The sequence below is a fragment of the Saccharothrix lopnurensis genome (genome assembly GCF_042658445.1).
Classification (GTDB): domain Bacteria; phylum Actinomycetota; class Actinomycetes; order Mycobacteriales; family Pseudonocardiaceae; genus Actinosynnema; species Actinosynnema lopnurensis.
Genome location: NZ_JBHSQO010000003.1, coordinates 102,398 through 118,699, shown reverse-complemented (window position 1 = coordinate 118,699; position 16,302 = coordinate 102,398). Strand labels below are relative to the sequence as shown.

The following is a 16,302-nucleotide window of genomic DNA, read 5'->3' as shown; positions in this document are numbered from 1 at the left end:
GGGCGTCGGGTGTGCGGGGCGTCGGGTGTGCGGGGCGTCAGGTGTGCGGCACGTCGACGTCGCACTCCCGCCAGTCCTGGTCCGCGGGGTGCGCGGCCAGTCGCAGGTTGTGCGCCGCGACGGCGGTGTGCGGGTGGTCGGGGCCCAGGAACTCCACGCAGTCGGTGTGCGCCTCGGCGATCAGCTCGGCCGCCCGGTCCACCTCGCCCGCGGTCAGCAGCACCCGCGCCTCGTCCACGGCCGCGGCCAGCGTCCACGGGTGCGTGTCGCCGAGCCGGTCCCGCAGGGTCGCCACGGCGGTCCCGACGTGGCCCACCGCGCCGGCCGGGTCGCCCGCCGCGCGCAGCGCCAGCCCGAGGCCCAGCTCGCACAGCGCCACGAACGGGTGGTGCTCGCGCAGCCCCACGTGCCGCCGGAAGCCGTCCAGCGCGGACCGAGCCAGCTCCACGGCCAGGTCCGGGTCGCCGCCCACGCGCCGGTGGTCGGCGGCGAAGCTCAGCGCGCACCCCAGCGTGTAGGGGTGGTGCGGGCCGATGACCTCGCGGTAGTCCCGCAGGGCCTTGCCGGTGCGCTCCTTGGCGGCCCTGGTCCGGCCGACCAGGCGCAGCGCGATGGCGTAGTTCCAGTGCACGCCGACCTGGGTCTGGTTCAGCTCCGGCCGCAGCGCCTGGAGCTGCTGGGAGGCGGTCAGCAGCGACTCCAGCGCCTCCGGGTAGCGGCCCAGTTCCCGCTGGTAGAGCCCTACTTGGGCAAGCGTGGTCCAGGTCCGCGCGTCGCCCGGCCCGAACAGCCGCTTCCGCCGGCGGTGGTTGTCCTCCTCGACGGCGAGCGCGCCCGCCGCGTCGCCGGACAGGAACATCGAGGACGCCAGGTTGTTCGCCGCCCGGCGGGTGTCGGGGTGGTCGTCGCCGAGCACCGAGCGCAGGCCCTCCCAGGTGGCCTGGTCCTCGGCCAGCGCCTCGGCGAACAGGCCCAGCCCGCGCAGGTCACCCGCCCGGCCCCGGGCGGTGATCAGCGGCCGCGGGTGGGTGAGGTCCAGCGCGCGCCGCTGCTGGGCCAGCGCCAGGTCGTCCAGGCGCAGCGCCTCGACCGGTTCGCCGAGCACACGGTGGACGTTGGCCAGCTCCGCGGCCAGCCGGTTGCGCAGCGGGTCGGCGGCGCCGAACCGCTCGGTCCACGAGTCCAGCAGCGCGCGGCCGGGCCCCAGCGCGGCCCGCCGTACGCCCGCGCCGCCGTCGGTGAACAGGAACCGCACCTGGTTGACCAGCCAGCGGCGGACCTCCGGGTCGTCGCCGCCCATCGCGCCGGAGGGGAAGACGTGCCGCTGGAGCTCGGTGAACCGGGCGCGGCGGGTGGGCGAGTTGTCCTCCACCTCGGTCGGCGCGAGCGCGGCCAGCGCGGCGAGCACGTCCGCCTGCCGCGCGTCCCGCTCGGCGGGCGGCATGGCCTCGCGCAGCGCGCGCTGGACCACGCGGTGCATCCGCAGCGTGTACTGGTCGCCCCAGTCGACGCGGAACAGGCCGTGCCGCGCGCCGTGCCAGAGCACCCGGTCGACCTCGCCCGCGTCCAGCCGCAGCGGCTCGGCGTCCACCCCGCCCGCCGCGACCAGGCAGTCCAGGAACGCCCGCGAGCGCACCAGCCCGAGGTCCGCGCCCTCCGGCGAGAGGAACGCGCACAGCTGCGCGACCAGCACGGCGAGGCGGCCGGTGGCGTTGTCCCGCAACGAGTCCACGGCGACGCCGACCACCCGGGCCACGCCGTCCGCTCGGACCGTGTTGTCCGCTGGGGCCGCGTCGTTCGCCCGGACCACGTCGTCCGCCCGCGCCACGTCGTCCGCCCGCGCCACGCCGCCTGTCCGGGCCACGCCGTCCACTTCGGACGTGCCGGCCACCTCGGACCGGTCGAGCTGCTCCAGCAGGGTGCGGGTGGCCCACTCGGCGGCGTCCGCGTCGCGGGAGCCCGCGCCCAGCTCGGCCCGCGCGGTCTCCCCCAACCACGACGACACCAGGTCCAGCGACAGCGGCAGGTGGTCCACGGCGTCGGCGACGCGCCGCGCGTCCTCCGCGGTCAGGCCCGGCACCCGGTCCAGCAGCAGCCGCGCGCTGTCGTCGGCGCGCATCGGCACCAGCTCCAGCCCGGCTCCCCCGTCGGTCGCGGAGGTGATCAGCACGTGCCCGGTGACGCCGGCCGGCAGCAGGTCCGCCACCAGGTCGAGGTCGTCGGCGTTGTCGTAGACCAGCAGGAACCGGGCGTAGGCGGGGTCGCCGGCGAGCCGCTCCAGCGCGGCCAGCGTGCCGTAGTCGGTGGACCCGGGCTGGCGCAGCCGGGCCGCCAGGTCGGCCAGCGCGCCGAGCAGGACCTGTCGATCGTGCGCGGGCAGCCACCACACCGCCGAGTAGTCCGACGAGAACCGGTAGGCGTACTCCAGCGCCAGCTCGCTCTTGCCGACGCCGGACACGCCGCCGACGGTCACCTCGGCCCGGTCGTCACCCGCCTCCAGCAGCCGGTCGCGCAACGCCTCCAGGTCTTCGTCCCGACCGGTGAACGCGGGGTGGCGCGGCGGCAGGCCGAACACGTGCGGGTGCGCGCCGGGCACCCGCATGCCGGGCTCGTGCTCCGTGCCGGGCCGGTCGATCAGGCCGAAGTGACCGAGCAGCCGGGCGCTCAGCGTCTCCGGGGTGTGCTCGTGCACGGACAGGCCCTCGTCGAGCGGGTCGTCCTCGGCCAGCGCCAGCCGCAGCACGGTCAGCGGCCGGTCGGGCAGCCGCACCGGCCCCAGGTGCGGCGAGGCCAGCACCACCACGCCCGGCGGCGGCTCGGCGGCCGGCCACGAGCGCGCGTCGGCCAGCGACCGGACCCGCGCGCCCGCGTGCTCCAACCGGCCGCGCACCCAGTCGAACCACGGGCGGTCGCGCGGCGCGTAGGCCACCACCACCCGGTCCGGCTCGGCGGTCGAGGCCAGGCCGAACACCCGCCGGTAGCGGGCGCGCAGCACCGGGGACACCGGCGGCGGCTCGGTGACCGCGCCGGCGGTCACGGCCGCGGCCAGCCTGCCGTACTGGGTCTCCAGCGCGCCGCTGCCCGGTTCCTCCACCAGGATCGCGAGCAGCGGGTCGAACGCGTCGTACGGCCGGTAGGGGATCTCGACCGCGCCGCCGTCGGGCACCCGCTTCGGCTGCCCGGCCAGCAGTTCGGCGAACGCGGCGTGGATGGCCGAGCGGATGCGCCGCGCGCGGGACTGCTCGTCCGCGTCGTCGAACAGCGTCGCCACGGGCACCACGTCGATCCGGATCGGCGCGCGCTTGCGCAGCCGGGACGCCAGGTCGGCCGCGTCCGCGATGGCCCGCGGGCGGGGCCGGAAGCACACCACGGCCAGCTCGCACAGCGTCGCCACGAGGGTCAGGGACTCCTCGCCCGCGCCGGTCGGCGCGTCGATCAGCACCTGGTCGTAGTCCGACTCGGCCAGCCTGGCGCGCAGCTCGGCGATCGCGCCGGCGTCGCCGTGGCTGGTCTCCGGCCGCGGCCTGCCCGCCGGGTCGGTCGCCATCGGGGACACCACGTCGACGTGGCCCGCGGCCCCGGCCTCACCGGCGGGCGGGGCGAACCGCTCCACCGCGGGCAGCGGGTCCTCGTCGCCCGGGGGTTCCGCCCGGTACGCGGCGAGCAGGCCGCGCGCCAGGGCGTCGGGCAAGCCCCGACGGGCCACCAGGAACGGTTCCAGGTACTCGCGGACGCGCGGCACCTCCGAGCCCCAGTCGACCACCAGCACGCGCCGGCCGGCGGTGGCCAGGACCCAGGCCAGGTTGGCCACCGCGCTGGTGCGCCCCGTGCCGCCGGTCGCCGACAGGAAGGCGGTGACCGCGGGGTGGTGCGGGGTGGTGCGCGGGCTGCTCATGTGCTGCTCCAGGGCGGCGGGGGACCGGGGGGCGGGATCGCGGGCACGCGCCCGCCCGTCAGCCGCCGTTCACCCGGACGGCCGGGATCGCGGGTGCGCTCACAGCGAGCTCTCGAACGCGGCGAACCTGGTGGGCAGCTCGGCGTTCTCCGCGAGGATGCGGCGCAGCGCGGCGCGCAGCGCGGTGTCCGGCAGGTCGGCCAGTCGGGCCGGGTCGATGCCCGTGACGTCCAGCAGCTCGGACTCCAGGACGGGTTCCTCGGCCATCTCCGGCGTGCCCCCTCACCGCAATGCTGCGGGTTTGTCCGCTCGCTCACCCGAATGCCGGTCGGACCGACGGGCGCGGTTCCATCGTAGTGAAGTGCGGGGAAAAGCGTCGCGAATCCTCCGATCGGCGGAAGTAGCGGGCGGTGAGCTGTGTTTGATTGCTCCGGGGGACCGGAATCGGGGGGTTGATGAAAGCGCTGCCGTTCCGCCAGTTCGTGGTGAAGGTGCACGGTCGGTGCAACCTGGCGTGCGACTACTGCTACGTCTACGAACTGGCCGACCAGCGGTGGCGGTCGCGGCCGCGGGCGATGTCGCCGGACGTCGTCGCGCACACCGCCGAACGGGTGGCGGAGCACGTGCGGTCGCACGGGTTGACCGAGGTGGAAGTGGTGCTGCACGGCGGGGAACCGCTGCTCGCGGGCCGGGCCGCGATCGCCGCGCTGGTGGCGCGGTTCCGCGCCGAGGTGCCCGCGGAGGTCCGGTTCACCGCGCAGACGAACGGCACCCTGCTGGACCGGGAATTCGCGGTGTTGTTCGACTCGCTGGGTGTTCGGGTCGGGGTGAGCGTGGACGGCTCGCCGGAACAGCACGACCGGCACCGCAAGCGCCCGGACGGCACCGGCAGCGGGGCGGCGGTGCGTTCGGCGCTGGAGTTGCTGCGCGGGTTTCCGGGGGTGTACGGCGGGCTGCTGTGCGTGGTGGACGTGCGCAACGACCCGGTGCGCACCTACGAGTCGCTGGTGGAATTCTCGCCGCCCGCCATCGATTTCCTGTTGCCGCACGGCAACTGGTCCGCGCCGCCGCCGGGACGGGCGGCCGGCGCGCCCGGGACGCCTTATGCGGAGTGGCTGATCGCGGTGTTCGACCGCTGGTACGAACGGCCGGTGACGGGGGTGCGGCTGTTCGAGGAGCTGCTGAACGTGCTGCTGGGCGGCGGGTCCGGGGTGGAGGGCATCGGGCTGAACCCGCCCGCCCAGGTGGTGGTCGAGACGGACGGGTCGATCGAGGTCTCGGACATCCTGGCGTCGTCCTCCCCCGCCGCGGCGGCGACCGGGTTGAACGTGGCGCGCGACCCGTTCGACGCGGCGGTGGAGCTGGCGCCGGTGCGGGCGGCGCGGGAGGGGTTGGCCGGGTTGTCGGGGGTGTGCCGGAGGTGCCCGGTGGTGCGGGTGTGCGGTGGTGGGTTGCGGGCGCACCGGTACCTGGCGGGCGCGGGGTTCGACCGGCCCTCGGTGTACTGCCCCGACCTGGCCCGGTTGATCGGGCACGTGCGGTCGAGGGTGGCGGCGGACCTCGCGGAGCTGGCGTGAACGCGGGGCCGGTCTCGGGGTCGGTGGGCGCGGGGTCGGTGGGTGGTGGCTCCCCCGGCGACTCCCCCGCCGTCGAGCCCTTCCGGTTGTCCGAGGCGGACTTCACCGCGCTGGCCCGGGGCGGCGGCGGGTCGGCGCTGCGGGTGCTGCGGCTGGCCCGGCGCAGCCGGACCCTGCTGATGATCCGGTCCATCGCGTCCGCCCCCGAGGCGCGCCCCGCCTACGAACTGCTCTGCGAGGCCCACCGGGCGAACCCCGGCGCGGTGGCGCGGGTGCTCGACCACCCGTCGGTCGGGGCGTGGGCGACGCGGACGGTCGCGGGGCGCGGGCGGGCCGGTGAGCTGGCGTTCACCGCGGCCGCGGCGGCGGTGCGCGCCGGGGTGCCGGTGGACCCGGGGTTCCCGCCGGCGGAGGTGGTCGCGCTGCCGTCGCTGGGGGTCGTGGTCGGGCCCGGCCTGCGCCACGAGCCGCTGCCCGAGGTCAGGCTGGGCCCCGCCGTGCTCCAGGTGGACCTGTGGGCGGGCGGCGGGGTGCCCGACGGGCTGCCGGTGGACACCGCGCCGGACCTGCCGCGGCTGCGGGAGCAGGTCGGGGCGGCGTGGGAGCTGCTGGCGCGGGACCACCCGGCGGTCGCCGCGGAGGTGGCCGAGGTCGTGGCGGTGCTGACGCCGATGCCGCCGCCGCCCTCGGGCACCAGCAGCGCGACCGTGGCGGACGCCTACGGCTGCGTGTTCCTGTCGCCCGCGCCGGACGCCGAAGCGGTCGCGGTGACGCTGGCGCACGAGGTCCAGCACAGCAAGCTGTCGGCGTTGATGGACCTGTTCGCGCTGGTCGAGCCCGACCGGCGGGAGCTGTTCTACGCGCCGTGGCGGGAGGACCCGCGGCCGGCGGCCGGGCTGCTGCACGGGACGTACGCGCACCTGGGCGTGGCGGGCTTCTGGCGGGACCGGCCGGGCGCGGCGGCGCGGGTGGAGTACGCGCGCTGGCGGTCGGCCGCGCTGACCGCCGCGGAGACGCTGCTGGACAGCGGCGCGCTGACGCCGACCGGCGTGCGGTTCACCGCGGAGGTGGCGGCCGTGCTGCGCGCGTGGTGCGCCGAACCGCTGCCCGCCGCCGCGCTGGCCGAGGCCGAGGCGGAGGCCGCCGCGCACCGGGGCCGATGGGAGGCCGCCCGGTCCGGCTGAGCGCCCTAGGTGGAGAGCGCCCTAGGTGGAGAGCGCCGGGTGGCGAGCACCAGGTGGTGGGCGCCTTGGGTGGCGAGCGCCCGGTCCGGCTGAGCGCCCGCGGGTGGCGAGCGCCAGGTGGTGACCACCCCGGGTGGTGTGCGCCGCAGGTGGTGACCACCCCGGGTGGCGAGCGTCGCAGTCCGCGACGCGCCGGGGGCGGTCCTCGGACCGGGGGCGTCCGGCGGCGATACTGCGCGCCATGCTCAACGCCGACGGCCACCTGGTGCACTCCCCGTCGGACCTGGTGGACCTGCTGGAGTGCGAGCACCGCAGCCGGCTGTCGCTGGCCCTGTCGCGCGGGGTCCCCGGCGCGCCCGTGCCGGAGGAACAGCGCGGCACCCTGGCCGCCCGCCACGGCCTGGCGCACGAGCAGGCCGTGCTGGAGCGGTTCCGGGCGCGGGGCCAGGTGGTCGAGATCCCCCAGCCCGCGCCCACCCACGAGGCGCTGGTGGCCGCCGCCGCGCGGACCGCCGCCGCCATCGCCGACCGGGCCCCGGTGATCTACCAGGCCGTCTTCTACGCGGACGGCTTCCAGGGGCGCGCCGACTTCCTCGTCGCGGGCGAGCACGACGGCGCGCACCGCTACGAGCCGCACGACGCGAAGCTCGCCCGCCACGCCACCCCGGCCGCCGTGGTGCAGCTGACCGCCTACGCGGACGCCCTGGGACCGCACGCCGGCCCCCGGATGCACCTGCTGCTCGGCGACGACACCACCCGCTCGTTCCGGGTGGCCGACTTCCGGCCGCTGGTCCGCGACCTCACCGCCCGGCTGCGGGTCCGGCTGGCCGAACCGGCGGTCCTGCCCGCCCGGCTCTGGGACGACGAGCGGCCCGCCTGCGCGACCTGCCGGTTCGCCCGCCACTGCGCCGGCGGTCGCGAGCGGGACCGGGACCTGTCGCTGGTCGCGGGCATCCGCGCCGACCAGCGCCGCAAGCTCACCGCCGCCGGGCTCGGCACGATCGACGCGCTGGCGGTCGCCGGCCAGGCCGACCGGCCCGCCACCATGTCCGCCGCGACCTTCGCCGGGCTGCGCGCCCAGGCCGCGCTCCAGGTGGTCCAGGACCGCTCCCGCACCGAGGCGAACCCGACCGGCGAGGTGGCGTTCGAGGTGGTCGCGCCCGAGGCGCTGGCCGCGCTGCCCGTGCCCGACCCGGGCGACCTGTTCTTCGACATGGAGGGCGACCCGTTCGCGCTCGACGGCGAGGGGCTGGAGTACCTGTTCGGCGTGGTCGACGCCGAGGGCGCGTTCACGCCGTTCTGGGCGCACAACCGCAGGCTGGAGAAGCTCGCGTTCGAGCGGTTCGTGGACTTCGCGGTGGGGCGGCTGGAGGCCAACCCCGGCGCGCACGTCTACCACTACGCGCCCTACGAGGTGAACGCCCTCAAGAAGCTCGCCGCGCTGCACGGCACCCGGGAGGAGGCCGTGGACCACCTGCTGCGCTCCGGCGCGCTGGTGGACCTGTACTCGGTGGTGCGCAAGGCGTTGCGGGTGTCGCAGCGGTCGTACTCGATCAAGTACCTGGAACCCCTGTACATGCCCGCCCGCACCGGCGAGGTCACCAACGCGCTCTCCGGCATCGAGGCGTACGAGCAGTACCTGGCGCTGCGCGGCGCGGACCCGGCGCGCGCCGAGGAGGTCCTGGCCGGCATCGCCGACTACAACGCCGCCGACTGCGTCTCCGCGCTGCGGCTGTACCGGTTCCTGGTCGACGTCCGCGCCGAGGCCGGCGTCCAGCCCCACGTGCCGGAGCCGTCGTTCACCCAGGAGATCGAGGACGAGCTGGCCGCGCAGCGCCGGGCCGAGCGGGCGGCGCGGCTGGCGGCCGTGGTCGACCCGCTGGTGGAGGGGCTGCCGGACAACCCTGCCGAGGCGGACGACGACCAGCGCGCGCGGGCGCTGCTGGCCGCCGCCGTCGGCTACCACCGGCGCGAGACCAACCCGGCGTGGTGGGACTTCTTCCGGCAGATGGGCGCGCCGCTGTCGGAGCTGGAGTCGGACGGCGCGTGCGCGGTGCCGGTGTCGGTGCGCGCCGAGGACTGGGTGATGCCCTCCGGGCGGGTCCGCAAGGCCAAGCGCGAGGTGCGCGCGTGGTGCGACCCGGAGCGCCCGCACCCGTTCGCGACCGGCGACCAGGTGCGGCTGCTCTACAAGGGCGCGCCCAACCGCTCGCGGGACGCCGTCGTGGTGGCCGAGTCGGCCGAGGACGTCGTGCTGCTGGAGAGCACCTCGCCGGACGACGTGGACGGCGAGCAGCCCATCGCGGTGCTGCCCGGCAGCCCGGTGCGGCCCACGCCGAAGGACGAGGCGGTCTACGACCTGGCCGCGGCGGTCGTGGACGCCCTGCCGGAGCTGCCGCCGCACCCCGGCGTGGACCTGGTGCGGCGCACGCCGCCGCGGCTGCGCGTCGGGGCGCTGCCGCGCTCGGACGACCTGATCGCCGACGTGATCGCGGCCGTGGACGCGCTGGACGGCTCCGCGCTGGCCGTGCAGGGGCCGCCGGGGGCGGGCAAGACCTACCTGGCGGGCCGGCTGATCGCGCACCTCATCCGGGGCGGGCGCAGCGTCGGCGTGACGTCCACCAGCCACAAGGCGGTGGAGAACGTGCTCTCGGCGGCCCTGGCGGCGGGGCGGGAGCTGGGCGTGCCGATCCCGACCGCGAAGCGGGCGAAGGGCGCGCCGGCGAAGGACTGCGCCTGGGAGCAGCCGCGCGACAACCCGGCGCTGGTGCGGTGGCGGACGGACCAGGGCGGCGGTCACCTGGTCGGCGGCACGGCGTGGACGTTCGCCAACACCGCGCTGCGCGAGCAGCCGTTCGACGTGCTGATCGTGGACGAGGCCGGGCAGTTCGCGCTGGCCGACGCGCTGGCCGTGTCGACGTGCGCGCGCAACCTCGTGCTGCTGGGCGACCCGCAGCAGCTGCCGCAGGTCGTGCAGGGCACGCACCCGGCGGGGGCGGAGGCGTCGGCGCTGGGGCACCTGATCGGCGACGCGGACGTGATCCCGCCCGAGCTGGGCTACTTCCTGGACCAGACGCGGCGGCTGCACCCGGCGGTGTGCGAGCCGGTGTCGAACCTGTCCTACGCCGGGCTGCTGCGGGCCCACCCCAGCGCGGCCGAACGCGCCGTCGCGGGCGTGCGGCCGGGCGTCTACCTGCACTCGGTGGAGCACTCGGGCAACACCACGTCGTCGGCAGAGGAGGCGGCGGCCGTGGTGGACGTGGTGCGGTCGCTGATGGGCAGGCTGTGGGTCGACGGGCCGGGCGCGCGGGCGCTGGACGAGGACGACTTCCTGGTGGTGGCGCCGTACAACCTCCAGGTGCGGCTGGTGCGGCGGGAGCTGGAGAAGCACGGGTACGGGCACGTGCGGGTCGGCACGGTGGACCGGTTCCAGGGCCAGGAGGCGCCGGTGGTGGTCACCACCATGACCTCGTCGGCGGCCGTGGACCTGCCGCGCGGCCTGGACTTCCTGCTGTCGCGCAACAGGGTGAACGTGGCGCTGTCCCGGGCGCAGGCGGTGGCGGTGGTGGTGTGCTCGCCGCGCCTGGTGGAGGCCGACGTCCGCGACGTCGACCAGTTGCGGCTGGTCTCGGGCATGGTGGGGTTGATGGCGGACGCGCTGCCGTGGGGCATCAGCGGCATCTATGACCAAGACCTATGACCCCGGCCGTTCCCCTGCTCTTAATGTCGTGACACACGAGAACCTTCCACCCCTGCACCGAAGGAGATCGTGTGGTCGAGAAATTCGCACGCCCGTTGGTGGGCGCGTTGTTCACCACTTTCGCCCTGCTGGCGACGGTCCTGGTCGGTCCGGCGTCGGCAGCGGCCGCGCCGCCGTCGGCGATGGCCAGGACCGTCTACTACAGCGCCTCCGGCTACTCGGCGGAAGCCGACCAGGCCGCGCAGATCTGGAACTCCCGGGTGCCCAACCTGCGGCTCGTCCGCGGGAGCGGCGCCACGATCCGGATCTCCGCGACCACCGGGGGCGGTTCCCGGGCCTACCCCTGCGGGCTCGGGTGCGCCACGATCTACATCGACACGCGTGACGTGGCGGCGGGTCACTCGTCGCTGCGGATCGTGGCGCACGAGATCGGGCACGGCCTCGGCCTGCCCGATACGTACAACGGCATCTGCTCGTACCTGATGTCGGGCGGCAGCGCGGGCACGTCCTGCCGCAGCACCTACCCGAACGCCCAGGAGGCGAACCGGGTGAACCAGCTGTTCGCGGGCCTCTCGACGGTGACGTCGGTCGGCACGGACGTGTACGCGAGGAGCTGACGACCACCGGTGCGGGCGGCCGGTGCGACCGGCCGCCCGCACCGGTGTCCGCGTCCCGCGAACTCCAGCGCGCGAACGGGTCGTCGTCCCGGGGTGTGAACGTCAGGGCGTCCTCGGGGGCGGAGGAGAACGGCCCCCACCGGACGACCCCGGTGTCGATCAGCACCTGCGGGACCACCACCTCTCCCCTGTCGGCCACCGTCACGCCGCCCAGGCCGACGTCCGCGTCGGCCGGGAAGCCGCCGCCGGCGCGGGAGAAGTCGACCCGCCTGCCGGTCCGCTGGAACAGGACGACCGTCCCGCCGCGCTCCGTCCCGAACCCCCGGAACGCGGTGCCCTTCCCCGGTTCGCAGCCCTCCAGCCGCAGTAGCCCGTTGAACACCCGCGCGCCCGTGAAGTCCGCGCCCCCTCGAAGGTGACGCCGTCCAGGACGCAGGTACCGGTGAACGCCGCGCCGGCGAAGCGGGCCCGCCGGGAGAACACGGCGCCGGTGAGGTCGACGTCCACCAGGTGGGCCCCGGCGAGGTCGACGCGGAGGTCCGACCAGCTCGGCTCACCGCTGTCGCGGCGCAGGTGGGCGGCGAGGGCCGAGGTGATCGCCCGGCGGACCTGGTCGTCGTCCCGCTCGTCCTCGCGCCGCGTCCTGAGGTAGCCGCACAGCACGTCGAGGCACGCCTGCCGTTGCGCCGGCCAGTCGTCGGCCAGCCTGGCCGGCGCGTGCACACCGGCCTGGGCATCCCGGCATTGTCGGTGAGGGCCGGCCGGTGGGGTCGCGAAATTCCGGCGAGCAGGGCGGCCCGGGGGTTGGGGGCGGGGGCTCGGGGCCCGGGGGGCGGCGTGCCCGGCCCCGGGACCCCCGGCGCGGCGGGTTTCACCCGAATCGACCAACGCCCGGGTTGAACGCCGGGCCCCCGGTGTCCGTACCCGGAAGTGCACCCCCCGCCGCACCACCCGGAGCACTGGAATGCCGTCCGCCCGAATCGCCGGGGTCGCCCCCGGCGTCCTGGTCTCGACCCCCGCGACCGCGACCCCCGCGTCCGACCGCACCCCGTCGATCAAGGGCGGGCGCGTCGGGGGCCGGGCCGGGCCGACCGTCGAGCTGAGCCGGTACGACGGGCGACGGGGCGACCCGGTCGAGGTGTCCGGCGGCGGTCGGTCCCTTGAGGACGGCCGGTTCCGCCGGTCTTTCCGGCGGACCTGCGGCGAACCCGGGAGCGTGCCGCACGCCTTCGTGGTCCGGGCGCGCGCGTGGGACGACCCGCGCGGGTCGAAGGCCCGGTCGTTCACCCGGAAAGTGATCGTCCACACGCGCCAGGTGCCCGTGGTGACCACGGCGCCGGTAACGATTGCGCCAAAAAACGAAGTAGCGACCGTCACGACTTCGACCACTGTGGAAACGACCACGGGCACCACACGGCCGTTGATCTCCCACCTGCCGTCCACCTCGGTGAAAGCCGTGGTCAGCGCGGCTGATCAGGCTGAACCGGAACGTTCGGGGGGCGAGCAGGTCTGCTGTCGGCCCTGGGATCGCCGCTGTTCACGGGCGGTGGGATCGCGCTGGCCATCCTCTGGGGACGGTTGCGGCGGTAGATGCGGAAAGTAATCACAGGTCCCCCAATCGAGTGGTTGCCGTTCCCCGTATATGGTGACCGCCGTCTCTCCTCAGCCCTCCCCTCAGGAGCACTCTCATGAAGCTCGCCAGAGCTGGCGCGTTCCTCGGCACCCTCGCCGTCGCGACGTCCGCGTCCGTCTTCTTCGCCGCTCCCGCCTTCGCGCACAACCAGGACTTCATCGCCGGGTGCCAGGGCGAGAAGAGCACCCTGACCATCAAGGCGACGCAGTACGACAAGCACGAGGCGAACAAGAACACGGTCAAGGTCTCGCTCGACGGCAAGGAGATCGACAGCCAGTCGTTCGACAAGAACTTCGAGAAGACCTACACCAGTGACAGCAAGGTCGAGCTGACCTACACCATTGTGATCGAGGCGTGGAACGACCCGATCGACGAGCAGAACAACAAGAAGTGGTCGATCCGCGGCACGAAGACCGTCCCGTCCTGCGTCGAGGAGGAGGAGCCCCCGGCCGAGCAGCCGCCCGCCGAGGAGCCCCCCGGGGAGGAGCCGCCGGCCGAGCAGCCGCCCGCGGAGCAGCCGCCCGCCGAGCAGCCGCCGGCGCAGGAGTCCTCCGTGGCCGTGTCGCCGACCACGACGGTCGCCCCGACCTCGGTCGTGCCGATCGCCGCCGAGGAGACCCCGCTGGCCAACACCGGCGCCAGCATCGCGATCCCGCTGGTGATCGGCGTGGTCCTGCTGGGTGGCGGCGCGGCGCTGCTGATCATGCAGCGCAGGCGTGCGGCCCGCGACTGACGCACTGAGGCGCTGACGCGCCGACACGAACGCCGAAAGGCCCGGTCCCCCGCTGCCGCCGAGGAGACCGGGCCTTTTCGCGTGCCGGCGGGGGAACCCCGGTCTTGCCGCGGGCACGCGAAAGCGGCACCGGTGGGATCACCGGCGTCGCGACGAACGGCAGTCCGGCCGCGGCGGGGTCCGGGGGTTCGCGGGTCAGACCCGGAAGACCTTCGGGCCGAGCAGGGAGTAGCGGTGCGCCTCGCCCGCGGGCAGCGCCGAGTCGGTGACGATCGCCTCCAGGTCCGCGACCCGCGCGAAGCGGTGGAAGCTCGACACCCCGAACCTGGAGTGCACGCCGACGAAGATCCGCCGGCGGGCCGACGCCAGCGCCTGCGCCTTGACCGCGCCCACCGCCGGGTCGGGGGTGGTGAGGCCCTGCTCGCGCGAGATGCCGTTCGCCCCGAGGTAGGCGAGGTCGATCACCATGTCCGCGAGCATCCGGATGGCCCAGTGGTCCACGGCGGCCAGGGTGAGGCCCCGCACCCGGCCGCCCAGCAGCAGGACCGTGGTCGAGGGCACCTCGGACAGGGCCGCCGCGGTGGGCAGCGACGCGGTGACCACGGTCAGCGGCCGACCGGTGGGCAGGCTCTCGGCGACGAGTTGCGGCGTGTGGCCCTCGTCGATGAAGACCGTCTCCGCGTCGCCCAACCGCTCCGCGGCGGCGCGGGCGATCCGCCGCTTCTCCGGCACCATCGAGTGGGTCCGGAACTTCAGGCCGGTCTCGTAGCCCGCGCTCTCCACCGGGAACGCGCCGCCGTGCGTGCGGCGGACCAGGCCGTGCTCGTCGAGCGCCCGCAGGTCGCGGCGCACGGTCTCCTGGGCCACCTGTAGCTCGACCGCGATCTCCGCCACGTCAACCCGGCCGTCGGCGCGTGCTCGGGCCAGGATGCGGCGCTTGCGCTCGTCCGCCCGCACGTCCCACCTCCTGTTGCCTGCTCGGGCCACCGCTGTCCGGTCGGGCCGGGCATTCGGGCCAACACCGCCACGAAAGCGTGACCAGCGGCACATCGTGACGCGTGTTGACCGGGTTGCGCCCGGTTTTCGTGACCGAACCCACACCGGTGGGTGAATTTCCGGTCGATCCCGGTCCGGTTCGCACGCGTTCCGGGTTCCGAGAACAGGAGGCCCCGTCCACCTCGCGGGTGAACGGGGCTCGTGCTCCGGGACCCCCGGGTTCGAGCTGCGGGGTCGTCCGGGGTTCTTCGGGGTGGTGCCGCTCAGCGGGCGGCGGCCAGCGCCGGGTAGTCGGTGTAGCCCTTCTCGGCGCCGCCGAAGAAGGTGGACTGGTCCGGGGCGTTGAACGGGCCGCCGCTCGCCAGGCGGGCGGGCAGGTCCGGGTTGGCCAGGAAGAGGGCGCCGAACGCCAGGGCGTCCGCGGTGCCGTCCTCCACCAGGTGGAGCTCGTCCACGCCGGTCACGCCGTCCGGGGTGTGCGGGTTGAGGATCAGCGCGCCGGAGAAGCGCTCGCGCAGCTCCAGGGTGAGCGGGCGCTCGTCCTGCTCGGCGATGTGCAGGTAGGCCAGGCCCAGCGGGTTGATCGCGTCGACCAGCGCCGGGTACACCTGCCCGTGGTCGTCCTCGGCGATGTCGTTGTACCGGTTGGCCGGGGAGATCCGCAGGCCGACGCGGTGCGCGCCGATCGCCTCGGCGGTCGCGCGGGCCACCTCGACCGCGAAGCGGATCCGGTTCTCCACCGGGCCGCCCCACTCGTCGCTGCGCCGGTTGGAGTTGCCGGACAGGAACTGGTGCAGCAGGTAGCCGTTGGCGCCGTGCAGCTCGATGCCGTCGAACCCGGCCGCCACGGCGTTGCGGGCGGCGGCGGCGAAGTCCGCCACGGTGGCCTCGACCTCGACGCCGGTCAGCTCGACCGGGGTGGGGAAGTCCACCATGCCGGCGCCGGTGAACAGCTTGCCCGCCGGCCGCACCGCGGAGGGGCCCACCGGGTGCAGGCCGTCGGGCAGCACGCTCGGGTGCCCGATGCGGCCGGCGTGCATGAGCTGGGCGAAGATCCGGCCGCCCGCCCCGTGCACCGCGTCGGTGACCACGCGCCAGGCCGCCACCTGCTCGTCGCTGTGCAGGCCCGGCGTGTTCGGGTAGCCCTGGCCCACCGCGGACGGCTGGATGCCCTCGGTGACGATCAGGCCGGCGCTCGCGCGCTGCGCGTAGTACTCGGCCGTCGCGCGGGTCGGCAGGGTGCCGGGCGCCCGGCTGCGGGTCATCGGCGCCATGACGATGCGGTTGGCGAGCTCGGTGCCCGCCAGGTCGAACGGCTCGAACGCGGTGCTCATCGCGGTCCCCTCCGGATAGCCCATTTACCTGTCCGAACAGCTAACCGCGTGCGAAGTATTCCCCACTACGTCATGTGTCAGCGATCACAACGGGACCGGAGTACCCTGTCGATATGTCCGACAACGACCAAATCCGCACGTCAATCCCTGTGCCGGGGGCAGCGGTGGACGGTCGGATCAGCCACTCCATCTTCCGCGTGGCGCGCCTGCACCGGATGCTCGCGGGTCAGCTGCTCAGGCAGGCGGGGCTCCACCCGGGCCAGGAGCTGGTGATGATGCACCTGTGGGACCACGGGCCGCGGCGGCAGTCCGAGCTGTGCTGCGTGCTGGACACCGACTCGGCCACCATGACGCGGACCGTGCAGCGGCTGGAGCGCGCCGGGTTCGTGCGCCGCGTGCCCGACCCGGACGACGGCCGCGCCACGCTGGTGGAGCCGTCGACGGCGAGCCAGGCGCTGCGCCGCGAGGTGGAGCGCGTGTGGCGGGAGCTGGAGGAGGCGACCGTCGACGGCATGGACGAGCGCGAGCGGGCCGAGGCGGCGCGGGTGCTCGGCCGGCTGGAGTGCAACCTGGTGAAGCGGACCGGGAAGGCCGGTCCGGGGGCGGGTGCCCCCGGACCGCCCACCTGCTGAG

11 protein-coding genes are annotated in these 16,302 nt (G+C 75.1%); 6 read left to right on the top strand and 5 right to left on the bottom strand.

Annotated features, from left to right (window positions below):
- Window positions 1-37: 37 nt before the first annotated feature.
- Entirely contained in the window at window positions 38-3,895 is a 3,858-nt protein-coding gene (fxsT, locus tag ACFP3R_RS04290) for an FxSxx-COOH system tetratricopeptide repeat protein (RefSeq protein WP_380633050.1), read from the bottom strand.
- A 99-nt stretch (window positions 3,896-3,994) separates the two neighbouring features.
- On the bottom strand, window positions 3,995-4,162 hold the full coding sequence (fxsA, locus tag ACFP3R_RS04285; RefSeq protein ID WP_380633048.1) for an FxSxx-COOH cyclophane-containing RiPP peptide: 168 nt from the start codon (window positions 4,160-4,162) through the stop codon (window positions 3,995-3,997).
- A 188-nt stretch (window positions 4,163-4,350) separates the two neighbouring features.
- Here fxsA and ACFP3R_RS04280 point away from each other — a divergent pair, with 188 nt between their 5' ends.
- The 4 genes from ACFP3R_RS04280 to ACFP3R_RS04265 all read left to right on the top strand — a co-directional run bounded on the left by ACFP3R_RS04280 (window position 4,351) and on the right by ACFP3R_RS04265 (window position 10,973).
- Window positions 4,351-5,472 (top strand): FxsB family cyclophane-forming radical SAM/SPASM peptide maturase, encoded by a 1,122-nt coding sequence (locus ACFP3R_RS04280; RefSeq protein WP_380633046.1) that lies wholly within the window; start codon window positions 4,351-4,353, stop codon window positions 5,470-5,472.
- Entirely contained in the window at window positions 5,469-6,656 is a 1,188-nt protein-coding gene (locus tag ACFP3R_RS04275; protein ID WP_380633045.1) for an aKG-HExxH-type peptide beta-hydroxylase, read from the top strand. Before ACFP3R_RS04280 ends, ACFP3R_RS04275 begins: the two co-directional genes overlap by 4 nt.
- Before the next feature lie 241 nt (window positions 6,657-6,897).
- Window positions 6,898-10,356, top strand: coding sequence for a TM0106 family RecB-like putative nuclease (locus ACFP3R_RS04270; protein WP_380633044.1), 3,459 nt, complete (start codon window positions 6,898-6,900; stop codon window positions 10,354-10,356).
- Between the two features lie 71 nt (window positions 10,357-10,427).
- Complete coding sequence (locus ACFP3R_RS04265; protein WP_380633042.1) at window positions 10,428-10,973, top strand: snapalysin family zinc-dependent metalloprotease; 546 nt, start codon at window positions 10,428-10,430, stop codon at window positions 10,971-10,973.
- 201 nt (window positions 10,974-11,174) lie between these two features.
- On the opposite strand, the gene ACFP3R_RS04260 is transcribed toward ACFP3R_RS04265, so the two are convergent.
- Window positions 11,175-11,696 carry a pentapeptide repeat-containing protein gene (locus ACFP3R_RS04260; RefSeq protein WP_380633040.1) on the bottom strand — a complete coding sequence of 174 codons (522 nt, stop codon included), beginning with the start codon at window positions 11,694-11,696 and terminating at the stop codon, window positions 11,175-11,177.
- A gap of 965 nt (window positions 11,697-12,661) precedes the next feature.
- Between ACFP3R_RS04260 and ACFP3R_RS04255 the strand changes: the two genes are divergently transcribed.
- The gene (locus tag ACFP3R_RS04255; protein ID WP_380633038.1) at window positions 12,662-13,339 is read left to right on the top strand and encodes an LPXTG cell wall anchor domain-containing protein; all 678 of its coding nucleotides are present in this window, start codon (window positions 12,662-12,664) and stop codon (window positions 13,337-13,339) included.
- Between the two features lie 195 nt (window positions 13,340-13,534).
- Here the strand turns inward: ACFP3R_RS04255 and ACFP3R_RS04250 are convergent, their stop codons facing one another.
- On the bottom strand, window positions 13,535-14,296 hold the full coding sequence (locus ACFP3R_RS04250) for a DeoR/GlpR family DNA-binding transcription regulator (RefSeq protein WP_380633036.1): 762 nt from the start codon (window positions 14,294-14,296) through the stop codon (window positions 13,535-13,537).
- A 302-nt stretch (window positions 14,297-14,598) separates the two neighbouring features.
- Window positions 14,599-15,669, bottom strand: coding sequence for an alkene reductase (locus ACFP3R_RS04245; RefSeq protein ID WP_380633035.1), 1,071 nt, complete (start codon window positions 15,667-15,669; stop codon window positions 14,599-14,601).
- A gap of 164 nt (window positions 15,670-15,833) precedes the next feature.
- On the opposite strand from ACFP3R_RS04245, the gene ACFP3R_RS04240 reads away from it, so the two are divergent.
- Entirely contained in the window at window positions 15,834-16,301 is a 468-nt protein-coding gene (locus ACFP3R_RS04240) for a MarR family winged helix-turn-helix transcriptional regulator (protein ID WP_380633033.1), read from the top strand.
- Window position 16,302: the final 1 nt, after the last annotated feature.